This is a genomic window from Bradyrhizobium sp. WSM471 (genome assembly GCF_000244915.1).
Lineage (GTDB): Bacteria > Pseudomonadota > Alphaproteobacteria > Rhizobiales > Xanthobacteraceae > Bradyrhizobium.
On sequence record NZ_CM001442.1, the window covers coordinates 951445 to 976538 of the forward strand.

Genomic DNA, 25094 nt, shown 5'->3' on the forward strand with positions numbered 1-25094 from the left:
TGTCAGTCCTCGAATCCGCCCCCTTAGGGGGCATCGCTTTCGCCAGGACGACGGCTGTGCGTAAAGCGCCTCGACCGGTTAATGCCCGCCCTCTGCTGCACCGCAGCAGCCCGCCCATCGGGCTGATTGATTTGTCCCCGCCGAATTCGCTAGCGTGAAACAACCGCCGCGTCATATCCGTATGACAGGCGCGGGCGTATCGTACCGCCTCATGCTGGCGAGAGGATGGGAATCGTGGCCGACGTGAATAAGACGCAGGAATCGTCCAACTTATCGTCCAACTTATCGCCCAAATGGCTGCCGCTGGCGGAAGAGGGGATCATGGAAACCCTGCTGCTGCCATTCTCCCCGCGCTTCATCGTCCTGACGATCTGCGCGGTGGTCACCGCGCTTCTGATCGGCATCGGCATCGCCGACCGCAAGATCTTCGACATCCTGCTGATCCCGATCCTGATCTTCGGCGCGTTGACGGCTCTTGGCGTCCGCGACCTCATGCAGAAGGGTCACGCCGTTCTGCGCAACTACCCGATCTCGGCGCATATCCGTTTTTTGCTCGAAGAGATACGCCCGGAGATGCGGCAGTACTTCTTCGAGAGCGAGAAGGACGGCATGCCGTTCTCGCGCGACATCCGTGCGGTGGTCTATCAGCGCGCCAAGATGCAGCTCGACAAGCGTCCGTTCGGCACCCAGGAGGACGTCTACCGCCAGGGTTATGAGTGGATGCATCATTCGGTCTCTCCGAAGACGCATGCCGAGGAGAAATTCCGCGTCACCATCGGCGGACCGGATTGCGCCAAGCCGTATTCGGCTTCGGTGTTCAACATTTCCGCCATGAGTTTTGGCGCGCTCAGCCCGAACGCCGTGCGCGCGCTGAATGCCGGCGCCAAGAAGGGCGGCTTCGCGCACGACACCGGCGAGGGCGGCTTCAGCCCCTATCACGCGGAGATGGGCGGCGACATCATCTGGGAGATCGGCTCGGGCTATTTCGGTTGCCGCCATCTCGACGGCACCTTCGATCCCGAAGCCTTCGCGCGCGTCGCGAGCCAGGACCAGATCAAGATGGTCGAGCTCAAGATCAGCCAGGGCGCCAAGCCCGGTCATGGCGGCGTGCTGCCGGCGGCGAAAGTCTCGGAGGAGATCTCCAAGATCCGCGGGGTCGCCATGGGCGAGGATTGCATCTCGCCGGCCTCGCATCGCGCCTTCTCGACGCCAACAGGCATGATGCAGTTCATCGGCGAGATGCGAAAGCTCTCCGGCGGCAAGCCGACCGGCTTCAAGCTGTGCATCGGCCATCCCTGGGAATTCTTGGCGATCTGCAAGGCGATGATAGAGACCGGCATCTATCCCGATTTCATCGTCGTCGACGGCAACGAGGGCGGCACCGGTGCCGCGCCACTGGAGTTCATGGACCATCTGGGCATGCCCATGCGCGAGGGCGTCAGTTTCGTCCACAACGCGCTGATCGGCATCAACGCGCGCGACCGCATCAAGATCGGCGCCTCCGGCAAGATCGCGACCGCGTTCGACATGGCACGCGCCATGTCGATCGGCGCGGACTACTGCAATTCGGCACGCGGCTTCATGTTCTCGCTCGGCTGTATCCAGTCGCTGAGCTGCCACACCGACCGCTGCCCGACCGGCGTCGCGACGCAGGACCCGACGCGGGCGCGCGCGCTCTACGTGCCGCTCAAGATCGACCGCGTGCACAATTATCACTTGGCGACGCTGCACTCGCTGACCGAGCTGATCGCCGCGGCCGGTCTCGAGCATCCGCAGCAGCTGCGCCCGATCCACTTCTCCCAGCGCACCTCGACGACGGACGTGAAATCCTTCGCGCAGCTTTATCCGTCGCTGCGTCCGGGCGAGCTGCTCGAAGGCACCGAAGACCCGCGCTTCCGCGACGCCTGGCGGATGGCGCGGACGGAGACGTTCCAGCCGGCGCTGTAGGACGCCGGTCCACTTGCAAGGCCGCAGGCCCCCCGTGCGTAAAGGCATCGCAGCGAGGGCTGCGTTTAACGTTTGGTTCAACTTTGGGTGTAGATTGTCGCCATGGACGAGCGGCGCGACAAGGCAAGGCATCGCGTGCTGAAGGCCGGGACGATCGAGTTCGGCGGCGGCGGCGCGATCGACTGCACCATCCGCAACCTGTCAGATACCGGCGCCGCGCTCGACGTCAGCAGTCCCGTCGGCATCCCCGATCATTTCAGCCTGTTGGTCCAGGCCGACGGAACACATCTCGGCTGCACCGTGATCTGGCGCAAGGAAAAGCGGATCGGGGTGAGGTTCGGGTGAGGGGCTTGAGTTTGGCGCAGGCTCTAACCACAAACTCCGCCGTCGTCCCGGACAAGCGCCAGCGCAGATCCGGGACCCATACCGCGTGATCTGTCGATCATGCGCAGACAGCAGTACCGCGCAACTGCCAGTCTTCGCCAAACTCAATCCTGTGGCTATGGGTCCCGGATCTGCGCTCCGCTTCGCTGCGCTTGTCCGGGACGACGAGAGTGGCTCACCCCGTCTCTACTTCGCTCCGCCGGCTCGCGAGAATCTTGTCGATCCTCCGTCCGTCGAGATCGACCACCTCGATGTGCCAGTCGCCGAAGTCGAAGGCGTCGCCGACATCAGGCAGCACGTTGAACTGTTGCAGCACGAGGCCGGCGACGGTGTTGTAGCGGTGCGGCGGCAGTTCGATGCCGAGCAGCTCGCCGAATTCGTCGACCGGCATCCAGCCTGACACCAGCAGCGAATCGTCCGCGCGCTTAACGTAGGCCGGTTCCGGCGGACCTTCCTCGGAATGGAAGGCGCCGACGATGGATTCCAGAATGTCAGCCGTCGTCACGATGCCTTCGAAGGCGCCGTATTCGTCGTAGACGAGGCCGACATGCACCGGCGCAGCCTTCAGGATCGCCAGCACGTCGCGGGCATCGGCCGAGGCGGGAATGCCGGGCGCCTCGCGGACCAGCACGCGCAAATCCGGCGTGCGCTCGTTCATGAAGGCGACCAGCAGGTCCTTGGCCTGGAGCACGCCAATCGGCTTGTCGCGGTCGCCGTCGGACACGGGAAAGCGCGAATGCGGACTCTTGGCGATGGTCGCTTGAATGCTCTCCGGCGTATCGTTCAGGTCGATCTCGTTGACCTCCGTGCGCGGCGTCATGATCGCGCCGACCGGCCGGTCGCCGAGCCGCATCACGCCCGCGATCATCTCCTTTTCACCTGACTCGAGCACGCCCGCGCTTTCGGCTTCGCTGACGAGATGATGGATCTCGTCTTCCGAGACCTTCTCTTCGGACTTGCCGCCATGGCCGAGCAGCGTGAGGATCAGCTTGCCGGAGAGATCGAGCAGGAAGACCAGCGGCAGCGAGACCTTCGCAAGCACGTGCATCGCGGGTGCAACCCTAACCGCGATGCTTTCGGGATCGCGCAGCGCCACCTGCTTGGGCACCAGTTCGCCGACGATCAGGGTGGCGTAGGTGATGAGCGTGACAACCAGGCCCACGCCGACGATGTCGGCAATTCCTGCGGACAGGCCGAGTTCGAGCAGCCATTGCGTCAGCCGCTGTCCGAGCGTCGCGCCCGAAAACGCGCCGGAGAGGACGCCGACCAGCGTGATCCCGATCTGCACCGTCGAGAGGAATTTGCCGGGATCGGCTGCGAGCGTCAGCGCCCGCTCGGCGCCGCGGACCCCCTTGGCGGCGAGCATCGACAGCCGGGCCGGGCGTGACGAGACCACGGCCAGCTCGGACATGGACAGCAAGCCGTTGATGACGATCAGGACGACGACGATGGCGAGTTCGGCGGAGAGCATTGATGTTCCGAGGTAAGGGAGTGTGGCGCGTATGGCAGCACAGGCCTTGATATAGGTATTCGAGGACGAAATGCCGACGATTCTGTCGCATCCGTCACCGCGAGGGAACCTCGGCGACGCCGTCCCGGAAGGTGCTCGAAGCCCATACCCCGCGGAACTACGGGCATGCCGTTGCTTAACGGGCTCTTAGCGGCGACCAGCTAGGTTCTCGACATTTGCAGGAATGTATTCGGGGGATCAGAATGCGGATCGGGAAACTTTTTGCGCTGTCGATGCTGACGGTGACGGTGTTTGCAGTCATCCTTGGCGCCGAGGTGCTCATACCCCAGGCGCGCATCTTCACGAACCGCTCCGACGCGATCAAGACAGTAGACGCCTTTGGTGCGACCTTGATGGTCAGTCAGCACGTTGCCGGCCTTCGTGCCCCCTACATTTCCCCGATCTTCCAGGAGAATTCTGCGACGCAGGCCCAGATCGACGGCGCCGCGAAAGCCGCGAAAGCGGCCGATGCCGCATTCGAGGGGGCAAGGCGCGCCATCCTTGTGCTGGATGATTCCGGACCGATGATCGAAAACCTGGACCGTACCGCCCGGCGGCTCAAGGATATCTACACCGCTGCAGACCGCGCGATGAGCGTGCCCCTGGCGGCGCGCGACAGCGCTGTGGTCAAGGGCTTCCTACCGGGCGTTGCAGAGGTCATCGGCAATATCGAGCCGATCATGAACCGGCTCGAAGCGAAGGTCATCAATGCCGATTCCTCGCTTGCGGCACTGTTGGGCCTGGCGCGAACCGCACAGGATCTGCGCGTCTCGGCCGGCAGCCGGGCCGCCACGCTGTCGCCGGCGCTGAGCGCACGCCGACCGCTCACGGCAGCCGAATTCTCGCTGATGGATCGTATGCAGGGGCGTGTCGAGGCGGACCGCGAGCGCATCGAGGCCGGCATCGACCAGCTCGGAAGCCCGCCTCGCATCGCCACCGCGCTGAAAGCGGCGATCGATTCTTATTTTGGGAAAGCAGCCGCTGCCGTGGACAAGGAGATGCCTGCGGCACGTGGCGACGGCAAGTACGGCATCAACGCCGAAGAGCTGGCCACAGTCATTGTGCCCGCCATCCAGATGTTCTACGGCGTGCGCGATGCCGCGCTCGCGGAAGCTGCCGAGCGCGCCTCGGCCGCGCGCGATGGCGCGCTGGCGATGCTCGCGCTCGCGGGCGTGGCGGTGCTGGCGCTGCTGGGGACACTCGGTGGCGTGACCATGATGCTGCGCAGGCGCGTGGTGTCGCCGCTCAGCCGGCTCGCAGACGTGATCGCAACGCTCGCCGCCGGACAGCACGAGGTCGAGATTCCCGTGACGGGCCGCAATGACGAGATCAGCCAGGTGGCGGGCTCGCTCCAGCACTTCAAGGATTCGCTCTCGGCCAAGAAGGCCGCCGACGAGGCCGCCGCGGTGGAAGCCGAGGCGAAACTCCGGCGCAGCCAGCGCATGGACCAGATCGCGCGCGATTTCGAAGCGTTGATCGGCGAGGTCATCAACACCGTCTCGTCGGCATCGTCGGAGCTGGAAGTGTCGGCGGGAACGCTGACGAGCACCGCCGATCAATCGGAAAAGGTCACCGCAACCGTCGCGGCCGCCTCCGAGCAGGCCTCCAGCAACGTGCAGACCGTTGCCGCGGCCGCGGAGGAAATGGCGTCCTCGGTCGACGAGATCGGCCGGCAGGTCCAGGACTCCGCGCGGGTGGCCAGCGAAGCGGTGCAGCAGGCTGCGCGGACCAACGACTATGTCGGCGAGCTCGCCAAGGCTGCCGGCCGGATCGGCGACGTCGTCGAACTCATCAGCCAGATCGCGGGCCAGACCAATCTTCTGGCGCTCAATGCCACGATCGAGGCGGCGCGCGCCGGCGAGGCCGGACGCGGCTTCGCCGTGGTCGCCTCCGAGGTCAAGGCACTCGCCGAGCAGACCGCCAAGGCCACCGGCGAGATCAGCCAGCAGATCACGGGAATCCAGAGCGCGACGGAGGATTCCGTTGGCGCCATCAAGTCGATCAGCGACACCATCACCCGCATGTCCGAGATCGCATCGGCGATCGCCTCCGCGGTCGAGGAGCAGGGCGCGGCGACGCGGGAGATTTCCCGCAACGTGCAGCAGGCGGCGCGCGGCACCCAACAGGTCTCCGCCAGCATCGTCGACGTGCAGCGCGGCGCGAGCCAGACCGGATCGGCCTCCTCCACCGTGCTCGCGTCAGCGAAGTCGCTGTCCGGCGAGAGCAGCCGCCTCAAGCTCGAGGTCAGGAAGTTCCTGGACGCGATCCGGGCGGCCTAGAAAACGCGCCGCGGGGAGCGCTCAGAACTCTCCGTGCAACCGTCCTGAGAATACCGATACCGGGCCGCGATCGGCGTTGTAGGCGGGATTGACGATGAGCTGGTAATCCGCGGTGAAGGTCAGGGCCTTGTTCAGCGCGTAGGCGTAATAGGTCTCCAGCACGCGTTCCCTGCGGTAGTTGAGCTGGCCGTCGCCGATCAGCGGACCGAGACCGCCGGCGGCGATGAAGTCGCGATGGTCCTGCGAGAGGCCGTTGATCGCGCCGGCAATGGCGACGACGTCGTCGGGTCGGCCCCATTTCGCTCCCTTGACCGAGACGCCGCCGGACAGGCTGCGGTCGATGTCAGTGAAGGCCATGATCTCGTTGCGGCCGTCGTTCCAGCTCCAGCGGCCGAACACGCCGACGTCGTCGGTGATCGCCTGTTCGACGTTCAAAGCGTAGCCGTATTTGAGGCGGCCGCGGCGGGTCTGGCTGATGTCGAGGTTAAGCAGGGGATTGTCCAGCGTCTCGCGATAGCTGCCGGAATAGGCGCTGTTGACGAAGCCGAGTGTGCGCAGCTTGCCGGGCTGGCCGAACAGCGAATATCGGGTCTCGAGCTCGACGACATATTCGCCGCGGCGGCCGATATTCATGTCGAAATTGTTCGAGTTGGACTGCGCGTCGATCAGGAAGTAGCCGGCGCGTAGCGCCCATTGCTTCTGATTCAATTCGGCCGTTGCGCCATAGCCGAGGCCGAGCTTGTCGGCGGCGTAGTCGAAGGCGCCGGATGCCCAGATCGACCAGTTCATGAAGTCCTTGCGCGGGTCGTGCGCATAGGAATTGCCGTCGAACACGTCGACCACGGAGAGCTTTCCGACCTGCAAGGTCAGACGCGACACGTCGGCCTTGCCGGCAAGCTGAAACTGGCCGCTGGGAAGCTCCTCCTGCTCGCCGCCGAAGCCGAAGGTGTGGCGCACGAACAGCCGCGAGGCGTTGAAGTGCGGATAGGGGAAGCCGGACTTCTGCGCTTCGCCATTGGGAAAGCCGGCAGCGCCCGTCGTGTTATTGAAGCCAAAGCCCTGCAGCAGCTCGGGATTGAAGTAGACCTCGCCGCCATCCCACAGCCGCGCATTCAGATAGAGCGAGTTGCTCCAGGTCTGCTGGAAATCCGGCGACGGGAGCAGGCTGTTCGGTCCGGTATAGGGCGCGTGGAACGCGGGGTAGCCCTGCCCCAGCACGGTCGACTGGCCGTGAATCTCCCAGCGGCTGGACTCGGTGTCCGTCACATCCGACTTCGGGTTGTAAGTCGGCAGGCCCGGCCAGTCGATCTTGCGATTGAGGCCGATCCGCAGGCTCTGGAAATCCATCGAGGACGAATATTGCGCGCCGGAGGGGAAGGTGACGTGGGCGTTCTCGAATTTACTGTAGAGATATTCCAGCCGAGCGCTCCAGTGCGGCGCGAAGGCATATTCGACGCCGCCGCCGGCGGTCCAGCCGAACCGCGTGTTCAACACCTTCTCCTCAGTGCCGCCGGTCGGTGTCGAGAGGAAGCGCTCGCCGGCAAACGCGGCGCCGCCGGTTGCGTAGAACAGAAAGGGGCCGGTGGTGTAGCCGAGCCGCGCGCGCAGGCTCGCGACATAGTCCCAACGTTCCTCGGCGCTCGACAGGGCGGTCGCAGCCGACGACACCACATGGTTCGAAGGCAGATAGTTCGGAAAGGAGATGTCGCCTTCGACGCCGAGCAGGAAGCCCGAATTGAGGCGCCAATTGTAGCCGGCCTGCACGCCGCCGGTCGCGCCGGTGAAGACATGATTGTCGGTCGCGACCGTGGGATCGGTCAGCGTGGCCGAGGACGTGCCGCGGGTGAAACCGGCATGCGCACCGATATAGAGGCCGGTCCAGTCATAGACCGCCTTCAAGGCCGGTGCCTTCAGCGGCAGATCGGCCGCGCGGCTGGTGGCGGGAAAAGCCAATACGCCCGAGGCAATCGCCGCGGCCGTTCGCAAATACCTGTAACGGTGAGCTCTCAACGTCAAAACGCACGCCCCCAACGCGAATGTGTCCACTCGCCGCACTATCCCTGCCGATTCGCGGCGACCCTGTCATCAGGCTTAGGCGCTCCGCGATCGGACCAGATGATCCCGATTCGGCGCGACTTCCTCCCAAGTTCCTGAGCCCGTTGCGAACCTTATTGCGATTAATTCGCAATAGCAACTAGTGCAGATTGCCGCAGGGGATGGTTCGCATCGCGATGTGACGGGACTGCAACAAATTCCAAGGTCCCAAAACGGTTGACCCCGCCCGGGGGGACATCCGGGCGGGGTCGGGGGCACGACACGGGGTGGATGAGGCGCCCGTGTCGGACGCAGGATCCACGTGAGATCGGCCTCAGGGACTCAAATCAGAAGCAGGTACGAACGCGGCCGACGTACTGGCCAAAGGCGTTGTACTGGGCGGCCCAGCCACAGCGGTGATATCCGTTGTAATAGGGGTCGTTGCTGGCGGCGATCGCGGAGCCGACGACGGCGGCGGTGGCGATGCCCAGGCCGACGCCGACGCCCCAGCCCAGCGGCTTGGCTTGCGCCTGCGAGGTGGTGGCCACGACGCTGCCGGTCAGGGTGAGCGCGGTGAGGGCAACTGCGAAAATCTTGGTCTTGATCGACATGTGAAACTCCATCCGGGTTGAGGCGGTCCGTTGTGGCCCGCGTACCGAGTTGGACGGAGGCTCCGCGCGCCCGGTTCGAATCCGGCAAAAGCGGAGGTCGAGTCTGGATCTTTTCCGAATGATTCCAGGAGGATAAGAGCTAGCCGAGCGGGCCTGTGGCGAGCCTGTTCACGTCGAAGTTATCAACCTCGGCAAGCAGCTCGCAAAAAGTGCGGGCGCCCTGGTCGATCAGTTGCTCGCCCTTCGCGGCCACGGCCAGCGTCGCATTGCCGATAGCGCCGCTGGGGTTGAGATCCTGCGCCTGCCAGGCGAATGGTGCGGGTCGCTGCGTCGACAGCCAGCGATATTGCTGCTCCATCGCGATGCTGCTCGCGGGAAAATCCGCGATCGCATCACCGCGCACCCGATCGGGATAGCGCGCCAGCATGATCGAGGTTTCGATCGCGCCGCCGTGGATGCCGTGACGCACTTCGTCGGCCGGGAACAGCTTGTCCGCGCCCGACAGCCGCGACCACGACGTCGTCACCACGAACAGCTTCTGATGCGCGCGCAAATCCTGTGCGATCAGCATCATGGCCGCGCTGTTGCCGCCATGGCTGGTGATGATGACGAGCTTCTTTAATCCGCGCCGCGCGACGTCCTCGCCGATCCCTGTCCATCGCTTCAGCGCGATTTCAGTCGGCAGCGTCTGCGTGCCCGGATAATCGATATGCTCGGTGGAAATCCCGATCGGTTCAACGGGCAGGAAAGTGGCCGGAGTGCTCTCGGGCAGGAGCTCGCGCATCCGCGCGAGATAGGCGTCCGCGATCAGCACGTCGGTCTCGAGCGGCAGATGCGGGCCGTGCTGCTCGGTCGCCGCCAGCGGCAGCACCGCGATCCAGCGCGAAACCTCGTCGGGGCTGGTATCGGCCCAGCGGATCTCGGTCCAGTCGCGGGAAGGCGTCATCAAGGTTTCTTTGCCCGAAATTGTCGCGTAATTTGGGTTATCAGGGGACGCGGGCCAGGCCGGCTCGCGTCCCTGAATGTCTTGCGGTTTTATCGCGTTGCTTGGACATCGGCCAGCAGCGATCGACGGAGTCCCACCATGAGCCCCTCTCATCTGCGGCGAGCCTTAACGGCGGGCCTGATGGCCGCTTTCGTCTCGGTGGCCCCGGCGCGCGCCGAGACGCTGGACAAGGTCACCTTCGGCACCAATTGGGTCGCCGAGGCCGAGCACGGCGGCTTTTTCCAGGCCGTCGCCGACGGCACTTACAAGAAATATGGGCTGGACGTCACCATCGTTCCCGGTGGGCCCAACGAGAACAACCGGATGCTCCTGATCGCCGGCAAGATCGATTTCTTTATGGCCGCGAACACGCTGATGTCGTTCGACGCGGTCGCCAACAACGTCCCAGTCGTCACCATCGCCGCGGTGTTCCAGAAGGATCCGCAGGTGATGCTGACGCAGCCCGATGCCAAGGTCGCCAAGATCGAGGACCTCAAGCCGCTGACGCTGTTCGTCTCCAAGGAGGGCATGACCAGCTATTTCCAGTGGCTCAAATCCGAATACGGTTTCAGCGAGAAGAACGTTCGCCCCTATAATTTCAATCCGCAGCCCTTCATTGCCAATCCCAAGAGCGCGATGCAGGGTTACGTCACCTCCGAGCCCTTCGCGGTCGAGAAGGCCGCCGGCTTCAAGCCCAACGTGTTGCTGCTCGCCGATTACGGCTTCAACACCTATTCGACCCTGATCGAGAGCCGCCGCGACGTGGTCGAGAAGAAACCCGACCTGGTGCAGCGCTTTGTCGATGCCTCCATGGTCGGTTGGTACAATTACATCTACCGCGACAATTCCGCCGGCAACGCCATGATCAAGAAGCTCAATCCGGAGATGACCGACGAGCTGCTCGCCTATTCCGTCGCCAAGATGAAGGAATACGGCATCGTTGATTCCGGCGATTCGCTGAAGAACGGCATCGGTGCGATGAGCGACGAGCGCTACACCTCCTTCTTCAACAAGATGGTGAAGGCAGGCGTGGTGAAGGCGGACCTCGATTTCCGCAAATCCTATACGCTGCGCTTCGTCAACAAGGGCGTCGGCGCCGAGCTGCGCCCGAGCAAGCCGTAGCGCAAGGCCGATGTCATCAGTCCAAACGTCGGCGGGGGTCGAGACCGGCCTGACGGCCCTGGCTGTCAGCCTGCGCGGCGTGACGAAGACCTATGACAACGGCGTGCTGGCGCTCGGTCCGCTCGATCTTGCGGTGCGCAAGGGCGAGTTCATCTCGCTGCTGGGTCCGTCAGGTTGCGGCAAGTCGACGGCGCTGCGGCTGATCGCGGAGCTCAGCGCGCCGTCATCCGGTATCGTGAGGCTGGCGCGTCGCGAGCGCGGACCCCAGCCAGGTCTTGTTCAACCAGGTCATGGCATCGGCTTCGTGTTTCAGGAACCAACCCTGATGCCCTGGACCAGCGTACGCGAGAACGTGCGATTGCCGCTGAAGCTCGCAGGCGTTCCTAAGGCGGAGGCGCGCGCGCGTGCCGACGAGGCGCTGGCAAGCGTCGGGCTTGCCGATTTCGTCGACGCCTTTCCCCGCGAGCTCTCCGGCGGCATGAAGATGCGGGTGTCGCTGGCGCGCGCGCTCGTCACCGACCCTGACATCCTCCTGATGGATGAGCCGTTCGCCGCGCTCGACGAAATCACGCGCTTCCGCCTCAACGACGATTTGCTCGCGCTGTGGCGCAGGCTTGGCAAGACCGTCATCTTCGTCACGCATTCGGTGTTCGAATCCGTCTATCTGTCGCAGCGCGTGGTGGTCATGACGGCGCGGCCGGGCCGCATCCAGGCCGACTTCCGCATCGAGACGGTCGAGCCGCGTGGCGAGGAGTTTCGCACTTCAGTCGCCTATTCCGATTATTGCCGCAAAGTGTCGGCGGCGCTGGCGCCGTCCTATGCAGGGCAGTCGACGCTATGAACGCGCAAGCTTCCGTCACTGCGAAGCCGTCCGGCGCGCAACGCGCGGTGCGCTTCGTGCTGCCCGTCATCGTGTTCGCGGCGGGCCTGCTCGCCTGGGAGCTCGTGGTCCGCATCAAGGACATCCCGCCTTACGTGCTGCCGGCGCCCTCCGTCATATTCGTGACACTGATCAAGGATTGGGCGGTGCTGTCACAGTCGCTCGCCGCGACGCTGCTGACCACGCTTGAAGGTTTTGTCGCGGCCAGCATCGGCGGCATCGCGCTGGCGCTGCTGTTCAATCAGTCCAAATGGGTAGAAGCATCGCTGTTCCCCTATGCCGTAGTGCTTCAGGTCACGCCGGTCATCGCGATCGCGCCGCTGCTGCTGATCTATCTGGAGCAACAGACCGCGGTCGTGGTCTGCGCCTTCATCGTCGCCTTTTTCCCGGTGCTGTCGAACACCACGCTCGGGCTCAATTCGGTCGATCGCAACCTCGCCGGCCTGTTCCAGCTCTATGGCGCCTCGCCGCATCAGACCCTGCGCTTTCTCAAGCTGCCCGCGGCGCTGCCCTATATTCTCGGCGGCCTGCGCATTGCCGGCGGCCTGTCGCTGATCGGCGCGGTCGTGGCCGAGATCGCGGCGGGAACGGCCGGCGCCGGCTCCGGGCTCGCCTACAGGATCGCAGAATCCGGCTACCGCTTGAACATACCCCGCATGTTCGCAGCGCTGCTGCTGTTGTCGCTGGCCGGGATTGTCATCTATGGGGTGCTGGCGCTAGTTTCCCACCTCGTTTTACGGCGCTGGCACGAGAGCGCGCTTGGAAAGGACAACTGATGACCACCGGTTCGATTTCGTCCGAAAAGATCGACCTTCTGATTTATGGGCCGGTCCGGCCGATCCTCGAGAACGGGTTTTCCGATCATTTCGTCGTGCACAAGGCAGAGACGCGGGGCGATCTCGAGCGGCTGACGCCGGCGATCCGCGAAAAGATCCGCGGCGTGGCGGTGACCTATCACACCGTGCGCGCCGACAGGGATTCGCTGTCGCAGCTGCCGAAGATCGAGATGGTGGCGAGCTTCGGCGTCGGCTACGACCACGTCGACGCGAAATACGCCGCCGAGCACAACATCATCGTCACCAATACGCCCGACGTGCTGACCGAGGAGGTCGCCGACGTCGCGATGGGGCTTCTGATCTCCACGGTGCGTGAGTTCATCAAGGCCGACCGTTATGTGCGCTCCGGTCTCTGGCAGACCCAGAACTATCCGCTCAGCGTCGGCTCGCTGCGCGATCGCAAGGTCGGCATCGTCGGCATGGGCCGGATCGGACAGGCGATCGCGCGCCGGCTCGATGCCTCGCTGGTGCCGGTGGTCTATCACACCCGCAATCCGTCCAAGGACGTCTCCTACAAACATTACCCCGACCTGATCGAGATGGCGAAGGCCGTGGACACGCTGATGGTAATCGTGCCCGGTGGCGCCTCGACCAACAAGATGATCAACGCCGAGGTGCTGAAGGCGCTCGGCCCGCGCGGTGTGCTGGTCAACGTCGCGCGCGGCTCGGTGATCGACGAACCTGCGCTGGTCCAGGCGCTCAAGTCCGGCACCATCCTTGCCGCCGGTCTCGACGTGTTCGCGGCCGAGCCGAATGTGCCGGACGAGCTCAAGACCATGCAGAACGTGGTGCTGCTGCCGCATATCGGCTCGGCGTCGGTGGTGACGCGCAACGCGATGGACCAGCTCGTGGTCGACAATCTCAAGTCCTGGTTCTCAGGCAAGGCGCCGTTGACGCCGGTTGCGGAAACGCCTTTCAAGGGGCGCTGATGAGAGCTCTTCGGGTCGTTGCATTCGCCGTCGCGGCCTACTTGGCCGCGATCGGCATCGCGTTGGCGCAGGATACGACGACCCTGAAGAAGGAAATGCCCGGGCAGTGGGAGCTCTCGACCACCGAGCGCAGCAAGACCTGCGTGGTCACGCTCAAGGCCGACACTGCTGCTCAAGGCTTCAAGCTCGAGCTGGAGCCGGCCTGCAAGGCCGCGCTGCCTTTCACCAAGGACATCGTCGCCTGGAGCGTCAGGGGTCTCGACATCGTCCGCCTGCAGGATGCGAGCGGTGAAGCCGTGATCGACTTCACCGAGGTCGAGGCCGGCATCTTCGAGGGCCTGCGCCAAGGCGAGGGCGTCTACATCCTGCAAGACCTCGCCGCCGCCCGCTCGATGGCGAAGTCGATGGACCAGATGATCGGCGACTGGTCGATCGTGCGCGGCAACGGCCAGCCGGTCTGCGGGCTGACGCTGACCAACACGGAAGCCGGGCCGGACAATTTCCAGGTCTTCCTCAAGCCGAAATGCGATGCAGCCATCGCGCAGTTCAACCCGACGCAATGGCGGCTCGACCGCGGCCAGATCATCCTGCTGTCGAAGGCCGGCGAGGCCTGGCAGTTCGAGGCCGACGACAACGCGCAATGGCGGCGCGTGCCCGATACCGCCGATCCTCTGATCATGCTGCGGCAGTAGGCGCCGCGAAGCCCGACCTCATCCTGAGGGCCCGCCATAGGCGGGCGTCTCGAAGGATGACCTCAGGCTACGTCGTCGGCCTGGGCGGCGGCGCGGTGCCCTGGGCCCACTTCTCCATTTTGCCAAGCACGCCCCAGGCCGTGAGCGCCAGCGAGATCGGCATCGCGAACTGGCCGAGGCCCGGCACGGCCGACACGAGCGTCCCGAGCAGTCCGGCAATACCGCCTGCGTTGGGGCTCGCGGTCACTGACGAGAGCAGCGCCGTGATCAGCGAGCCGCCGATGCCGAGCGCGGTCTTCTTGCCGTCGAGCATCTTGCCGATGGTATCGCCGAGCGCGCCATTGACCTGGCCGAGGACGGGCTTGCCGTCCCGGTTGAGCAAGGTGCCGAGCAGGTCGACGACCTGCTTCAATTGATCGACGGGAGCGGGGCTGGTCGGGGTGAGGGGTCCTGGCATGGGGGCGGTCTTGTTGACGAGGGAGAAGAGCCGTTCGAACAGGCTGATCGGATCCGTGGTGGCGGGCAGCGTATTGCCCGATGTCGTCGTTGCCGGGATCACGGCGCCGACCGGTGGCCTCAGCAATTGCGCGAGATCCTCCAGCCGCTTCATGATCCTGGACACATCGCCGCTCGATCCGCTGGGGCCCGACTGCACAGCGCGCGTGAGGGCGGCGACCGTGGCGCCGTCGAGAAGTCCGGTATCCCTCAGGCCGTTCTGCTGCTGAAACTGCGAGACCGCGGTTCTGGTCTTTGGTCCGCTGATGCCGTCCTCGGCGAGCGGCGGATTGGCGCCGAGCTTGTTGAGCGCCTGCTGCATGAGAACGATCGTCGACGCCGCGTCGTCCTCCGGCTCCGCGCGGCTGGCGAATTGCGGGCTGCAGTCGAGGGTGATCGAGGAATCCAGCGACATCATGGCATGCAGGATCACCGCGGTGCCCAGCTGGGAATCGACGTGGTTCGAATCGAACACATGATCGCGGACGAATTTGCCAGCCCTTGCCTCGGGCGGGCCATACAGCGTCGAACCGCCATAGAGATAGGGCGAATTGCAGCCCTTGGCGTGATAGCCGAAGCCGTTGAACGCTTCGAGCCGGAACAGAATCCGCGCGATCCCCCAGTCGTGAGCGCCGATGAAATTCTCGATTCTGAAGGCGTCCACGGCGCCGTCCACGAACGTGGCAAACGGGCCGCGCCCTTTCGGAACGATGGTCGTGGCGCGATGAAGCGTTTCGCCGTTGCCGAGGTAGGTGTCGAAATCGAAATTGGACTCGCGGTAGTGGCAGAGGGCAGCGAAATACCAGGGGACGCCGGTCAGCCGTTCGATCTGCTGATAGGTCGCCTTGCCGTTGATGGCCTTGCGCGCGACCGCGTTCGCGTCGGAGAGGCGTGAAGGCCGGATCTCGAGATTGGACCAATTGCCCTCGTATTCGCTTTTCAGACTCTCGAATGAAATCATTTTCCGCTCCCGCAATGAATGGATTTTCGCAACTGCGCGTCAGTCGAAATGGACCAGTGCCGTGATCAGGGCGCGAGGCCAGCGTGATCTCCCGCAAGTCTGGCAGGCCGCCGCGCCGCCGCGTGTGAAGTGGGTTACAACCTCGCCGGGAAAATGAGCGACAGGACCGGGATTAGGGCGACCGCCGGTGAGGGAACCGAGAGGGCCGCTGCTCGGTTAGCGACGCGAGGCAGTCCGGCAAGGAGCTCAGCATGACCACGCGCGTCCTCGCGATCGGCATCGAACCCGGCAACGCGGACTACAGTGCATTCCCGCAGCTCACGCCGGCGCTCGTGCGCGACTATATCGATGCGCAGCTGCTGCGCCTGCGCGATCTCGGTTACGAAGTCACGAGTTGCCTGATCGATCTCGATGCCGCGGCGGAAGCCGCTGTGACGGCAGCGTTGCGCGAGGAGAATTTCGACTGCATCGTGATCGGCGCGGGGCTGCGCGAGCCTAGGGAGCGCCTGCTGCTGTTCGAGAAGGTGCTCAACCTCGTCCACCGCCTGGCGCCTGACGCCGCGATCTGCTTCAACACCACGCCGGCCGACACCGCCGAGGCCGTGCAGCGCTGGATCGATGCTTGAGATGAATCGGCTGGCCCGCGGCGCGCGCGCGGCTTGGCCTGAGCCGCCTTCCAGCCGAGCCTCCGACGCCATCGCGAGAAGTGCCGGGTCCCGGCGTGGTGATTCTTCTGGTCCGAATCCGGCTGCGGCGCTATCACTTGTCTGACCACAGGGGAGGGCGAGCATGCTTCGAGGTCTTCGCATTGGAAGTTTCGCTATCGCGGCATGTCTGACAGTCGTGATGGCGATGCCTGCTCATGAGGCGGCGGCGCAGGACGCAATTGGCGGTGCCATCCTCGGCGGCGTCGGCGGAGCGATCGTGGGTGGCGCCATCGGCGGAGGCCGCGGCGCTGCCATCGGCGCGGTCGTCGGTGCCGGCACGGGGGCTGCGATCGCCTCCGAGGGCGAACGCCGCCGCTCTGGCTATTATGCCTATCAGCGCGGCTGCTACATGCAGCGCCGGGACGGCTCCTATGTCCCGGTCGACCCGCGATATTGCTACTAGATCAACCGCATCCCGCGCAAACTCGCATGCCCGCTCTTGCCGACGATGATGTGGTCGTGCACCGAAATGCCGAGCGGCTTGGCGATGTCGATGATCGCCTTGGTCATCTGGATGTCGGCCTGTGACGGCGAGGGATCGCCTGAGGGGTGGTTGTGCACCAGGATCAGCGCGGTCGCGGACAATTCCAGCGCGCGCTTGATCACCTCGCGCGGATAGACCGGGGTGTGATCGACGGTGCCGGTCTGCTGCACCTCGTCGGCGATGAGCTGGTTGCGCTTGTCGAGAAACAGCAGGCGAAACTGCTCTTTCTCGGCAAACGCCATGCTGGTGCGGCAATAGTCGATCACCTCGTTCCAGGACGACAGCGCGTTGCGGCTGTTGACCCCGCCCTTGGCGACGCGATGCGACGCCGCCGCGATCAGCTTGAGCTGGTGGATCGCGGATTCCCCGATGCCGTCCACCTCGCGCAGGCGCGCCACCGGCGCATGCACGACCTCGGCAAACGAGCCGAAGGTCTTGATCAGCGACTTCGCCAGCGGCTTGGTGTCACGCCGCGGCAGCGCCGGAAACAGCGCCATCTCCAGCAGCTCGTAGTCGCTGAGCGCGTCCGCACCCGCGCTGTAGAAGCGCTCGCGCAGCCGTTCGCGATGGCCGAGATAGTGCGGCGCTTCTTCGGGCTTGCTCTTGTCGTGGTCGGTCTTGGCGGGCATCGGCCGCCAGCATTGCCGCGGGCAATCGTTTTTGCAACCGTCAATTGCGGCGATGAACCCGGTTCACGCCAGCCGGCGACCCGAAGGTCAGCCGTCAGCCGCAATCACCCGATCTGCTTCTCGCCGTGCCGCTCCGACAGCGTGAAGATCTCGACGCCGGTGGCGGTGACGCCGACCGAATGCTCGAACTGCGCCGACAGCGAGCGGTCGCGGGTCACGGCGGTCCAGCCGTCGGACAGGATCTTCACATGCGGCTTGCCGAGATTGATCATCGGCTCGATGGTGAAAAACATGCCGGGCTTGAGCTGCACGCCTTCGCCGGGCCGGCCGATATGGATGATGTTCGGCTCGTCGTGGAACATGCGCCCGAGGCCATGGCCGCAGAAATCGCGCACCACGCTCATGGCCTGCGGCTCGACGAAACTCTGGATGGCGTGGCCGATGTCGCCGGTGGTGGCGCCGGGCTTCACCGCGGCGATGCCGCGCATCATCGCCTCATAGGTCACCTCGATCAGCCGCTCGGCCTTGCGGGCGATCGGGCCGACCGCATACATCCGGCTGGAATCGCCGTACCAGCCGTCGACGATGAAGGTGACGTCGATGTTGACGATGTCGCCCTCTTTCAGCGGACGGTCGCCGGGCATGCCGTGGCAGACCACGTGGTTGAGCGAGGTACAGGTCGAATAGCGGTAGCCGCGATACATCAGCGTCGCCGGATAGGCATTGTTGCTGAAGGCGAAGTCGCGGACGAACTGGTCGATGCGCTCGGTCGGAACGCCCGGCCCGACGATGTCGGTGAGCTCGTCGAGGCACTTCGCCACCAGCGCTCCCGCCTTGCGCATGCCGGCAAAGGCGCTTGGCCCATGCAGCTTGATCTGCCCGGTCTTGCGCAGCGAGGTATCGGTAGCTTCGACGTAGCTCATGCGGATGCGGTCTTCTCGGCACGGGGCCGGTATCGAGGTGGGCGCAAGGGTCTGATTTAAGGCCCTAATTTAATGATCGCGAGCCTTCATGCAAGCCAAGCTTGGCGCGCATGCGCCGAAAAGCCGGCTCAATTCGGGACTTCTACGGTGGTTTCCACCGGGAGGGCACCGCCGCGGACGCGGATTTCGCGCACGGGATAGGGAACCCGGATGCCCTCGCGCTTGAAGGCGTCCCACAGCGCCAGCATCACGTCGCTCTTGACGTTGTCCATGCCGTCGGGGTCGGCGATCCAGAAGGTCAGCGAGAACTTCATCCCGGCTTCCGCGAATTCGGTCAGGATGCAGTTTGGCGGCTTGCCCTTCTGTGCGCGCGGATGCGCGGCCGCGGTCTCGGCGGCGAGCTTGCAGACCAGCCGCGGGTCCGCGTCGTAATTGGTGCCGAAGGCGATTTTCACCAGCGTGTTCTTGTCGGTGTAGGTCCAGTTGACGACCTTCTGCGTCACCAGATCCTCGTTCGGCACCAGGAATTCGCGGCCATCGCCGGCGGCGACGGAAATATAGCGCGTCTTCATCGCGCTGATCCGCCCGGTGTTGTCGCCGATGGTGACGAGATCGCCGGGCTTCACCGATTTGTCGGCGAGCAGGATGATGCCCGAGATGAAATTGGCGACGATCTTCTGCAGGCCGATACCGATGCCGACGCCGACCGCACCGGAGAACACCGCGAGCGCCGAGAGATCGATGCCGACCGTGCCGAGCGCGATCACGATCGCGACCGCAAGCAGGCCGATGCGGATGATCTTGACCAGCAGCACCTGTACCGATGGCGTCAGATCGGTGGTCGAGTTGATCCGGCTCTCGGCGAAATTGCTGGCGATGTTGGTGAGCCAGAGCGCGATGAGCAGCAGCGCGCCGGCCTTGATCACCAGCAGCGGCGTCAGCCGCAGGCCGCCGAGCACGATGGCGAAGGAGTCGAGCAGGTCGACCGTCGCATCGAGCTCGCCGAGGATCGAGAGCGCCGCGACGAACCAGGCCGTGATCGACACCAGCTTGACGATGAAGGCGTTGCGCAGCACCGAGGTCAAGAGCCGGATCGCGAGCCAGGCCAACCCCAGCTTGGCGGCGACCATCAGGAGATAGCTGCGGCTCGGCCAGGTCGCGTGGTACATGACCACGCGGGAGACGATCACAAGCAGCGTGAACGCCGCCGTCGAGGCGCTGGCGACCATCACCCGGGCGAAGTGCCGGAGCGGCAGCGGCCAGCGCATCGCCAGCGAGGTCATGTCGACGCGGCTGCGGACGGCGGCTTCCGTGGCATAGGCGATGCCGGCCGCGGCCAGAATGAGCCCGAATTGCAGGTAGAACCAGGGCGAGGAGATTTCGGCCCCGACGCTGCGCGCGGTGGTCTGCACGAACTCCATGAAGTCTTTGAGGTCCATGTCCATCGGTCTCGTCGGGAAGCGGGCGGGAGGTGTTGATTCGAGCGCGCCGGAGAATCCCACAAAGGAGCCGGCCGGACCACCGATACACCGCCAAGTGAAGTGCGTTAAGGCCGCAAAACGCGGGCAGATTGCCGCGAGCGGGAGAAAATGGGTTGGCGTGCAGGGGCAGCGACGATAAGGATGCTGAAGCGCATGTTTTCGAGACGGGCAAATCTGTTGGTCGCGGCACACTTCACCTCGCCCCGCTTGCGGGGAGAGGTCGAAATTCGAGCGCAGCTTGAATTTCGGGTGAGGGGGACTCTCCGCGAGTCCCACTGTCACCACCCCCGCGGAGGCTCCCCCTCACCCCACCCTCTCCCCGCAAGCGGGGCGAGGGAGTGCCCGGCCGGTGGCCGCCTGACTGAAATCGTCGATCTCCCGGAGTAACCGCAGCACCGCATGGCTTCCCTCGACACTGTCAGCCTCGCCATATTGCTCGGCGCCGTCCTGGTGTTGGCCGGGATCCTGTCAAGCCTGCTTGCGCTGCGCTTCGGCGCGCCTCTTCTGCTCGTCTTCCTCGCGATCGGCATGCTCGCGGGCGATTCCGGTCCCGGACAGCTGCAGTTCGACGACGTCCGAACCACCTATCTGGTCGGCTCGGTCGCGCTCGCACTGATCCTGTTCGACGGCGGCCTGCGGACCCGCTTTGCCAGCATCCGCACCGTGCTGGCGCCGTCCATGGTGCTCGCGACCGTCGGCGTGCTGCTGACCGCCCTGATCACGGCGCCGTTCGCGAAATATGCGCTCGACCTCAACTGGACGGAGTCGCTGCTGGTCGGCGCCGTGGTGGCCTCGACCGACGCGGCCGCAGTGTTCCTGCTCGTGCATACCCAGGGCCTGCGCCTGCGCCCGCGCGTCGGCGCGACGCTGGAGGTGGAATCCGGCACCAACGATCCCTTCGCGATCTTCCTGACCCTGATGCTGGTCGAATACATCTCGCTGGGAACGGGCACGGCCGCGCATGTGATGATGGAGTTCGCCCAGGAGGCCGTGCTGGGCGCCGTCGTCGGGGTCATCGGCGGGCGTCTGGTCGTCATCGCGCTCAATAAGGTCGCGCTGCCGCAGGGCCTCCATGCGCCGTTCGTCACCACCGCCGCGCTCGTCATCTTCGGCGGCTCGCAGATCATGCACGCCTCGGGATTCCTCGCGGTCTATCTCGCGGGTATCATCATCGGCAACCGCCCGACGCGCGCGCATAATTCGGTGGTGGCCTTCCTGGACGCCGCGACCTGGCTGGCGCAGATCGTGATGTTCGTGCTGCTGGGCCTGCTGGTCTCGCCGAGCCGGCTCGGCGGCAGCGTGCTGCCGGCGGTCGGGATCGCATTCGTCCTGATGCTGCTGGCGCGGCCGATCGCCGTGTTCGTGTGCCTGGCGCCGTTCCGCTTCAACTGGCGTGAAAAGATCTTCATCGCCTGGACCGGCCTGCGCGGCGCGGTCGCGATCTTCCTGGCCTCGATCCCGATGCTGGTCGGGCTGTCGAAGGCCTATCTCTATTTCGACGTCGCCTTCGTCGTCGTCATCATCTCGCTCCTGCTGCAAGGCTGGACCCTGGCGCCGGCCGCGCGCAAGCTGCACGTGGCGCTGCCGCGCGCCGAGCGCGGCCCGCGCCGTGTCGAACTGGATCTGCCCGGGCAGCTCGAGCAGCAGCTCGTCGGCTATCCGGTGCGGCCGAAGAGCCTGTATTTTCGCCGCGGCCTGATCCCGTCCTGGTCGAAGCCCACGCTGGTGATACGCAACGAGAGCATTTTGACGCCGATTGAAGCCGAGCCCATCGCGCCTGGCGACTACATCTATCTGCTGGCGCCGCCGGAAAAGGCCGAATCGCTCGACCGCTTCTTCGTCGACATGCAGCCGAGCTCGGCGCCGGACCCGCATCTGCTGGGCGATTTCATGGTCTCCGGCGAGCACACGCTCGCCGAGCTCGCGGAGATCTACGGCGTGAAGGTGAGCGAGGACGAGAGCGGGCACACGCTCGCTGATTATTTCGACGTGCATCTCGACCGCGCGCCGAAAGAGGGGGCGGAGCTCGTGCTGGATCCGATCGTGCTTGTGGCGCGCTCCATCTCCGGTGGCCGAGTCAACGTCGTCGGCCTGCGCCTGCCGGAAGACGAGGAAACGCCCCCGCCGCTTACGCGCAGGCAGGCGCTGCGGCGCAAGCTGGCGGATTTGTGGAGCTCGGTGGCGGGAGTTTAGCGGCGTTTCGCGCGTCGTGGCCGTGAGAATCGTTGAAGCGACATGCCTCCCCGATGTCGTCCTGGCGAAAGCCAGGACCCATAACCACCGCCAGCTGTTTTGCGAATGCTGGTGGTGATGATCTGTTCCAACGACTCCTCCCTGGGGGTTCCTGGCTTTCGCCAGGACGACGGCGGAGAGCGGTGGCGACGGCGCGGGAACCGCCACCAAATCGCCGCAACCGCCGAAGATTTGCGCGTCTTCGTGACGGCTGCTCCCGGAACGCTCCGTGCTGCCGCTCGTTCTTAGCGGCGTAAACGCACCTGACAGGAGTAATCCATGCAAAAGTTCATCTTGCCGGCGATCATTGCGATCGGCCTCGGATCGGCAGCGCCTGCGATGGCCTATGACACCGGCGACCAGATCTCGATGCAGGTCGCACTCGACGTCGCCACCGACATCGGCGTCATGACCGTCTCGCACACCGAGTTCCTCGGCGATGAATGGCAGATCGAAGGCCGTGATCGCGCCGGCCGCTGGATGGAGGTCGATGTGGACGCTCGAACGGGCGAGGTGCGTAACGTCGATCGCGGTTGGTAGTGGCGGGTCTCGGTAGCAGAGCGCGCCGCCGCAACGCGCGGGGACCGCGCCGCCTCGGTGCGGCTGTCGGGCGCGCTCCACGTTCATCTCGTCGAGGCGCTCGGCAATTCTGAGCTGACGCACTTCCTCGCCGATCTGCTCAGCCGGTCCTCGGTGATGGTCTCGGTCTACGAACCCGCCCCAACGTCGTCCTGGCGAAAGCCAGGACCCATATGTGGACGGCCCCCGTGGCACAAGAGCTTAGTGAGGTTTGATCGGATCGCTTGCATCCATATGTCCGGCCTGTTGATGCGGCTTTGTCGGACCGCTGGCCAAGATGGTTTTCGCGACACGAGTTCCAATCACCCATGCGACCTTATTCGGCCAATGGGTCCTACGGATTTGCTCGCATCTCGAACGATCGATCGCACCATCTCCTCTGCTCTTGCAGCTCCGGTTCGGCCGGTGGGGCTAACCCGCCGGTCGGCCGAATCTTTCGATCACACGGCAGCGGCCGTTTGGGCCTCGTTTTGCGCCCCTAGCCGCGCGCGATCGTATTGCTCTCCCGTCGTCATCAGCTTCCAGGCGATGCGGGCCATCTTGTTGGCCAGCGCCACCGCCGCCAGCTTCGGTGTTTTGCGCTTCAAAAGCTCGATCAGCCAGCTCGGCCCACGAGCTTTCGATTTGGCGATCTTGACCACCGAAGTTGCCCCAAGCACCAGCAGCTGACGCAAGGTCTCATCGCCTGCACGGGTTATCTTGCCGAGCCTGGTCTTTCCCGCGGTGGAATGGTCCTTTGGGGTCAGGCCGAGCCAGGCGGCAAACAGCCGTCCCGAGCGGAAGGCGTGAGGATCGGGTGCCTTCATCACCAGTGCTGCGGCGGTGACCGGACCGATCCCCGGGATCTGAGCCAAACGACGGCTCAAGGCATTGGCACGGTGCCAGGCGAGAAGCTTCGCCTCCACTGCCTTCAGCTCGACCTGCACCTGATCATATTGGCGGGCAAGCGTCGCAAACAGTTCGCGGGCCAGCGTCGGCACCCTTTCATCGTGCTCGATTGCGGCCAGGAACGAGACCAGCTTGTCCAGCCCCTTGGCCTCGATCAGACCGAACTCCGCCGCATAGCCGCGGATCATGTTGGAAAGTTGAGTGCGTCGCACGACCAGTTGTTCGCGGATGCCCAGCAGCATCAGCGCGGCCTGTTGCTCGGCGGTTTTCACCGGCACATAGCGCATCCGCGGCCGGCTCGCCGCCTCGCACAGCCCCTCTGCATCGCGCCCATCGTTCTTATTGCGCGCCACGTAGGGTTTCACCAGCTGCGGAGCGATCAGCTTGGCTGTGTGTCCCAGCTTACCTAGCTCTCGCGCCAGGACGTGAGCCGCCCCACACGCCTCGATCACCACCACCGTCGGCGGCAGCTTGGCAAAGAACTCCAGCATCCCCTTGCGGCCAAGCCGTTTGCGCAGCACGACCTGCTCCGAGGCATCCACCCCATGCAGTTGAAAGATATACTTCGACGTATCCATCCCAATGCGGATAATCTGGCTCACGGACGGCTCCTGTGAATGAGTTTCTGACAACCTCATTCTGGCACACTGATGCCGTAGGGGGCCGTCCACACCATCACCCCGGGGAGTAGTTTTGCGAACACCGGCAGTCACGTTTTCTTCGCTGGTACGCACACCACCGGCCGCTGATAGATCACGCGGTATGGGTCCTGGCTTTCGCCAGGACGACGGCGGAGGGTGGGCCGGCGGCTTGCCTCAACCGTTGCCTGCTCAACGCCCCCCTCACGTCAACACCTTAACCCCGCCGAACGACGTCACGCGGCCCTGCTTCAGCATCACGATCTGCGTCGCGAGCTGGCGCAGCTCGGCGACGTCGTGGCTGACATAGACCATGGGGACGTTGGCCTCGTCGCGCAGCCGCACCAGATAGGGCAGGATCTCCAGCTTGCGACCCTCGTCGAGCGCGCCGAGCGGCTCGTCGAGCAGCAGCAGGCGCGGCCTCGACAGCAGCGCGCGACCGAGCGCGACGCGCTGGCGTTCGCCGCCGGAGAGCTTTCCGGGGCGGCGACCCTGCAGCGCGCCGATGTCGAGCAGCTCGATGACGCGCTTGTGCTGCGCCGGATCGGGCGCGAGGCCGTTCATCCGCCTGCCATAGTCGAGATTTTGCGCGACGTTGAGATGCGGAAACAGCCGCGCATCCTGGAACACATATCCGATGCGGCGGCGCCAGGTCGGGACATGAATGCCGGCCGCGCTGTCGTCGACGGTCTCGCCGTCGATCACGATAGTGCCGCGGTCGGGCCGCAGCAGTCCCGCGATCATGTTGACCAGCGAGGTCTTGCCGGCGCCCGACGCTCCGAACAGGCCGATGACGCGGCCCTCGCTCGCGAAAGCGGCGGACAGCGAGAACTCGCCGAGCTGCTTTTCGATGTCGACACGCAGCATG

At 64.8% G+C, this 25094-nt stretch carries 22 protein-coding genes and 1 pseudogene; 13 read left to right on the plus strand and 10 right to left on the minus strand.

What is annotated here, in order from left to right:
- The first annotated feature begins 225 nt into the window (after nucleotides 1–225).
- Nucleotides 226–1947: an FMN-binding glutamate synthase family protein gene (locus BRA471DRAFT_RS04490; RefSeq protein WP_198287859.1), complete on the plus strand. Its 1722-nt coding sequence runs from the start codon at nucleotides 226–228 to the stop codon at nucleotides 1945–1947.
- Between the two features lie 102 nt (nucleotides 1948–2049).
- Nucleotides 2050–2292, plus strand: coding sequence for a PilZ domain-containing protein (locus BRA471DRAFT_RS04495; protein ID WP_007604936.1), 243 nt, complete (start codon nucleotides 2050–2052; stop codon nucleotides 2290–2292).
- Between the two features lie 214 nt (nucleotides 2293–2506).
- Here BRA471DRAFT_RS04495 and BRA471DRAFT_RS04500 read toward each other — a convergent pair whose 3' ends face one another.
- Nucleotides 2507–3802, minus strand: a complete 1296-nt coding sequence (locus BRA471DRAFT_RS04500; protein WP_007604938.1) for a hemolysin family protein — start codon at nucleotides 3800–3802, stop codon at nucleotides 2507–2509.
- Between the two features lie 242 nt (nucleotides 3803–4044).
- On the opposite strand from BRA471DRAFT_RS04500, the gene BRA471DRAFT_RS04505 reads away from it, so the two are divergent.
- Nucleotides 4045–6120 carry a methyl-accepting chemotaxis protein gene (locus BRA471DRAFT_RS04505; RefSeq protein WP_007604939.1) on the plus strand — a complete coding sequence of 692 codons (2076 nt, stop codon included), beginning with the start codon at nucleotides 4045–4047 and terminating at the stop codon, nucleotides 6118–6120.
- 21 nt (nucleotides 6121–6141) lie between these two features.
- Here the strand turns inward: BRA471DRAFT_RS04505 and BRA471DRAFT_RS04510 are convergent, their stop codons facing one another.
- The 3 genes from BRA471DRAFT_RS04510 to BRA471DRAFT_RS04520 all read right to left on the minus strand — a co-directional run bounded on the left by BRA471DRAFT_RS04510 (nucleotide 6142) and on the right by BRA471DRAFT_RS04520 (nucleotide 9711).
- Nucleotides 6142–8106, minus strand: coding sequence for a carbohydrate porin (locus tag BRA471DRAFT_RS04510; protein ID WP_063826335.1), 1965 nt, complete (start codon nucleotides 8104–8106; stop codon nucleotides 6142–6144).
- 395 nt (nucleotides 8107–8501) lie between these two features.
- Complete coding sequence (locus BRA471DRAFT_RS04515) at nucleotides 8502–8765, minus strand: hypothetical protein (protein ID WP_007597808.1); 264 nt, start codon at nucleotides 8763–8765, stop codon at nucleotides 8502–8504.
- A gap of 139 nt (nucleotides 8766–8904) precedes the next feature.
- Nucleotides 8905–9711: a creatininase family protein gene (locus BRA471DRAFT_RS04520; RefSeq protein WP_007604941.1), complete on the minus strand. Its 807-nt coding sequence runs from the start codon at nucleotides 9709–9711 to the stop codon at nucleotides 8905–8907.
- 138 nt (nucleotides 9712–9849) lie between these two features.
- On the opposite strand from BRA471DRAFT_RS04520, the gene BRA471DRAFT_RS04525 reads away from it, so the two are divergent.
- From BRA471DRAFT_RS04525 to BRA471DRAFT_RS04545, 5 genes are read left to right on the plus strand one after another with little or no spacing between them, the layout of a single operon-like run.
- Nucleotides 9850–10872 (plus strand): ABC transporter substrate-binding protein, encoded by a 1023-nt coding sequence (locus tag BRA471DRAFT_RS04525; RefSeq protein WP_007604942.1) that lies wholly within the window; start codon nucleotides 9850–9852, stop codon nucleotides 10870–10872.
- 10 nt (nucleotides 10873–10882) lie between these two features.
- Nucleotides 10883–11713, plus strand: a complete 831-nt coding sequence (locus BRA471DRAFT_RS04530; RefSeq protein WP_007604943.1) for an ABC transporter ATP-binding protein — start codon at nucleotides 10883–10885, stop codon at nucleotides 11711–11713.
- A complete protein-coding gene (locus BRA471DRAFT_RS04535) occupies nucleotides 11710–12528 on the plus strand; it encodes an ABC transporter permease (protein WP_007604944.1) in 819 nt (272 codons plus the stop codon). The genes BRA471DRAFT_RS04530 and BRA471DRAFT_RS04535 overlap by 4 nt, the downstream gene beginning before the upstream one ends.
- Nucleotides 12528–13517, plus strand: a complete 990-nt coding sequence (locus BRA471DRAFT_RS04540; protein WP_007604945.1) for a 2-hydroxyacid dehydrogenase — start codon at nucleotides 12528–12530, stop codon at nucleotides 13515–13517. The genes BRA471DRAFT_RS04535 and BRA471DRAFT_RS04540 overlap by 1 nt, the downstream gene beginning before the upstream one ends.
- On the plus strand, nucleotides 13517–14209 hold the full coding sequence (locus BRA471DRAFT_RS04545) for an AprI/Inh family metalloprotease inhibitor (protein WP_007604946.1): 693 nt from the start codon (nucleotides 13517–13519) through the stop codon (nucleotides 14207–14209). Before BRA471DRAFT_RS04540 ends, BRA471DRAFT_RS04545 begins: the two co-directional genes overlap by 1 nt.
- A 67-nt stretch (nucleotides 14210–14276) precedes the next feature.
- Here BRA471DRAFT_RS04545 and BRA471DRAFT_RS04550 read toward each other — a convergent pair whose 3' ends face one another.
- Nucleotides 14277–15665, minus strand: a complete 1389-nt coding sequence (locus BRA471DRAFT_RS04550) for a peptidoglycan-binding protein (protein WP_007604948.1) — start codon at nucleotides 15663–15665, stop codon at nucleotides 14277–14279.
- 251 nt (nucleotides 15666–15916) lie between these two features.
- Here BRA471DRAFT_RS04550 and BRA471DRAFT_RS04555 point away from each other — a divergent pair, with 251 nt between their 5' ends.
- On the plus strand, nucleotides 15917–16291 hold the full coding sequence (locus tag BRA471DRAFT_RS04555) for a hypothetical protein (protein ID WP_007604949.1): 375 nt from the start codon (nucleotides 15917–15919) through the stop codon (nucleotides 16289–16291).
- Nucleotides 16292–16454: 163 nt separating this feature from the next.
- Nucleotides 16455–16775 (plus strand): glycine zipper domain-containing protein, encoded by a 321-nt coding sequence (locus BRA471DRAFT_RS04560; protein WP_007604950.1) that lies wholly within the window; start codon nucleotides 16455–16457, stop codon nucleotides 16773–16775.
- Here BRA471DRAFT_RS04560 and radC read toward each other — a convergent pair.
- From radC to BRA471DRAFT_RS04575, 3 genes are all read right to left on the minus strand, one after another.
- Nucleotides 16772–17485 carry a DNA repair protein RadC gene (gene radC, locus BRA471DRAFT_RS04565; protein ID WP_007604951.1) on the minus strand — a complete coding sequence of 238 codons (714 nt, stop codon included), beginning with the start codon at nucleotides 17483–17485 and terminating at the stop codon, nucleotides 16772–16774. The genes BRA471DRAFT_RS04560 and radC overlap by 4 nt on opposite strands.
- Before the next feature lie 104 nt (nucleotides 17486–17589).
- A complete protein-coding gene (map, locus tag BRA471DRAFT_RS04570) occupies nucleotides 17590–18408 on the minus strand; it encodes a type I methionyl aminopeptidase (RefSeq protein WP_007604952.1) in 819 nt (272 codons plus the stop codon).
- A 128-nt stretch (nucleotides 18409–18536) separates the two neighbouring features.
- A complete protein-coding gene (locus BRA471DRAFT_RS04575; RefSeq protein ID WP_035973541.1) occupies nucleotides 18537–19853 on the minus strand; it encodes a mechanosensitive ion channel family protein in 1317 nt (438 codons plus the stop codon).
- A gap of 435 nt (nucleotides 19854–20288) precedes the next feature.
- Here BRA471DRAFT_RS04575 and BRA471DRAFT_RS04580 point away from each other — a divergent pair, with 435 nt between their 5' ends.
- The 3 genes and pseudogenes from BRA471DRAFT_RS04580 to BRA471DRAFT_RS40135 all read left to right on the plus strand — a co-directional run.
- A complete protein-coding gene (locus BRA471DRAFT_RS04580) occupies nucleotides 20289–22082 on the plus strand; it encodes a potassium/proton antiporter (protein ID WP_007604954.1) in 1794 nt (597 codons plus the stop codon).
- Between the two features lie 318 nt (nucleotides 22083–22400).
- Entirely contained in the window at nucleotides 22401–22661 is a 261-nt protein-coding gene (locus BRA471DRAFT_RS04585; protein WP_007604956.1) for a PepSY domain-containing protein, read from the plus strand.
- Between the two features lie 18 nt (nucleotides 22662–22679).
- Nucleotides 22680–22850, plus strand: a pseudogene (locus BRA471DRAFT_RS40135) (GntR family transcriptional regulator); the annotation flags it as partial.
- A gap of 290 nt (nucleotides 22851–23140) precedes the next feature.
- Here the strand turns inward: BRA471DRAFT_RS40135 and BRA471DRAFT_RS04590 are convergent.
- Nucleotides 23141–24190, minus strand: coding sequence for an IS110 family transposase (locus BRA471DRAFT_RS04590; protein WP_007604958.1), 1050 nt, complete (start codon nucleotides 24188–24190; stop codon nucleotides 23141–23143).
- A gap of 240 nt (nucleotides 24191–24430) precedes the next feature.
- A complete protein-coding gene (gene modC, locus BRA471DRAFT_RS04595) occupies nucleotides 24431–25093 on the minus strand; it encodes a molybdenum ABC transporter ATP-binding protein (protein ID WP_007604960.1) in 663 nt (220 codons plus the stop codon).
- Between the last annotated feature and the right edge of the window lies 1 nt (nucleotide 25094).

Bases quoted from the DNA above. Each gene is read 5' to 3' on its own strand.
- BRA471DRAFT_RS04490 (WP_198287859.1), top strand. From the start codon at position 226: ATGGGAATCGTGGCCGACGTGAATAAGACGCAGGAATCGTCCAACTTA.
- BRA471DRAFT_RS04495 (WP_007604936.1), top strand. From the start codon at position 2,050: ATGGACGAGCGGCGCGACAAGGCAAGGCATCGCGTGCTGAAGGCCGGG.
- BRA471DRAFT_RS04500 (WP_007604938.1), bottom strand. From the start codon at position 3,802: ATGCTCTCCGCCGAACTCGCCATCGTCGTCGTCCTGATCGTCATCAAC.
- BRA471DRAFT_RS04505 (WP_007604939.1), top strand. From the start codon at position 4,045: ATGCGGATCGGGAAACTTTTTGCGCTGTCGATGCTGACGGTGACGGTG.
- BRA471DRAFT_RS04515 (WP_007597808.1), bottom strand. From the start codon at position 8,765: ATGTCGATCAAGACCAAGATTTTCGCAGTTGCCCTCACCGCGCTCACC.
- BRA471DRAFT_RS04520 (WP_007604941.1), bottom strand. From the start codon at position 9,711: ATGACGCCTTCCCGCGACTGGACCGAGATCCGCTGGGCCGATACCAGC.
- BRA471DRAFT_RS04525 (WP_007604942.1), top strand. From the start codon at position 9,850: ATGAGCCCCTCTCATCTGCGGCGAGCCTTAACGGCGGGCCTGATGGCC.
- BRA471DRAFT_RS04530 (WP_007604943.1), top strand. From the start codon at position 10,883: ATGTCATCAGTCCAAACGTCGGCGGGGGTCGAGACCGGCCTGACGGCC.
- BRA471DRAFT_RS04535 (WP_007604944.1), top strand. From the start codon at position 11,710: ATGAACGCGCAAGCTTCCGTCACTGCGAAGCCGTCCGGCGCGCAACGC.
- BRA471DRAFT_RS04540 (WP_007604945.1), top strand. From the start codon at position 12,528: ATGACCACCGGTTCGATTTCGTCCGAAAAGATCGACCTTCTGATTTAT.
- BRA471DRAFT_RS04545 (WP_007604946.1), top strand. From the start codon at position 13,517: ATGAGAGCTCTTCGGGTCGTTGCATTCGCCGTCGCGGCCTACTTGGCC.
- BRA471DRAFT_RS04550 (WP_007604948.1), bottom strand. From the start codon at position 15,665: ATGATTTCATTCGAGAGTCTGAAAAGCGAATACGAGGGCAATTGGTCC.
- BRA471DRAFT_RS04555 (WP_007604949.1), top strand. From the start codon at position 15,917: ATGACCACGCGCGTCCTCGCGATCGGCATCGAACCCGGCAACGCGGAC.
- BRA471DRAFT_RS04560 (WP_007604950.1), top strand. From the start codon at position 16,455: ATGCTTCGAGGTCTTCGCATTGGAAGTTTCGCTATCGCGGCATGTCTG.
- radC (WP_007604951.1), bottom strand. From the start codon at position 17,485: ATGCCCGCCAAGACCGACCACGACAAGAGCAAGCCCGAAGAAGCGCCG.
- map (WP_007604952.1), bottom strand. From the start codon at position 18,408: ATGAGCTACGTCGAAGCTACCGATACCTCGCTGCGCAAGACCGGGCAG.
- BRA471DRAFT_RS04575 (WP_035973541.1), bottom strand. From the start codon at position 19,853: ATGGACATGGACCTCAAAGACTTCATGGAGTTCGTGCAGACCACCGCG.
- BRA471DRAFT_RS04580 (WP_007604954.1), top strand. From the start codon at position 20,289: ATGGCTTCCCTCGACACTGTCAGCCTCGCCATATTGCTCGGCGCCGTC.
- BRA471DRAFT_RS04585 (WP_007604956.1), top strand. From the start codon at position 22,401: ATGCAAAAGTTCATCTTGCCGGCGATCATTGCGATCGGCCTCGGATCG.
- modC (WP_007604960.1), bottom strand. From the start codon at position 25,093: ATGCTGCGTGTCGACATCGAAAAGCAGCTCGGCGAGTTCTCGCTGTCC.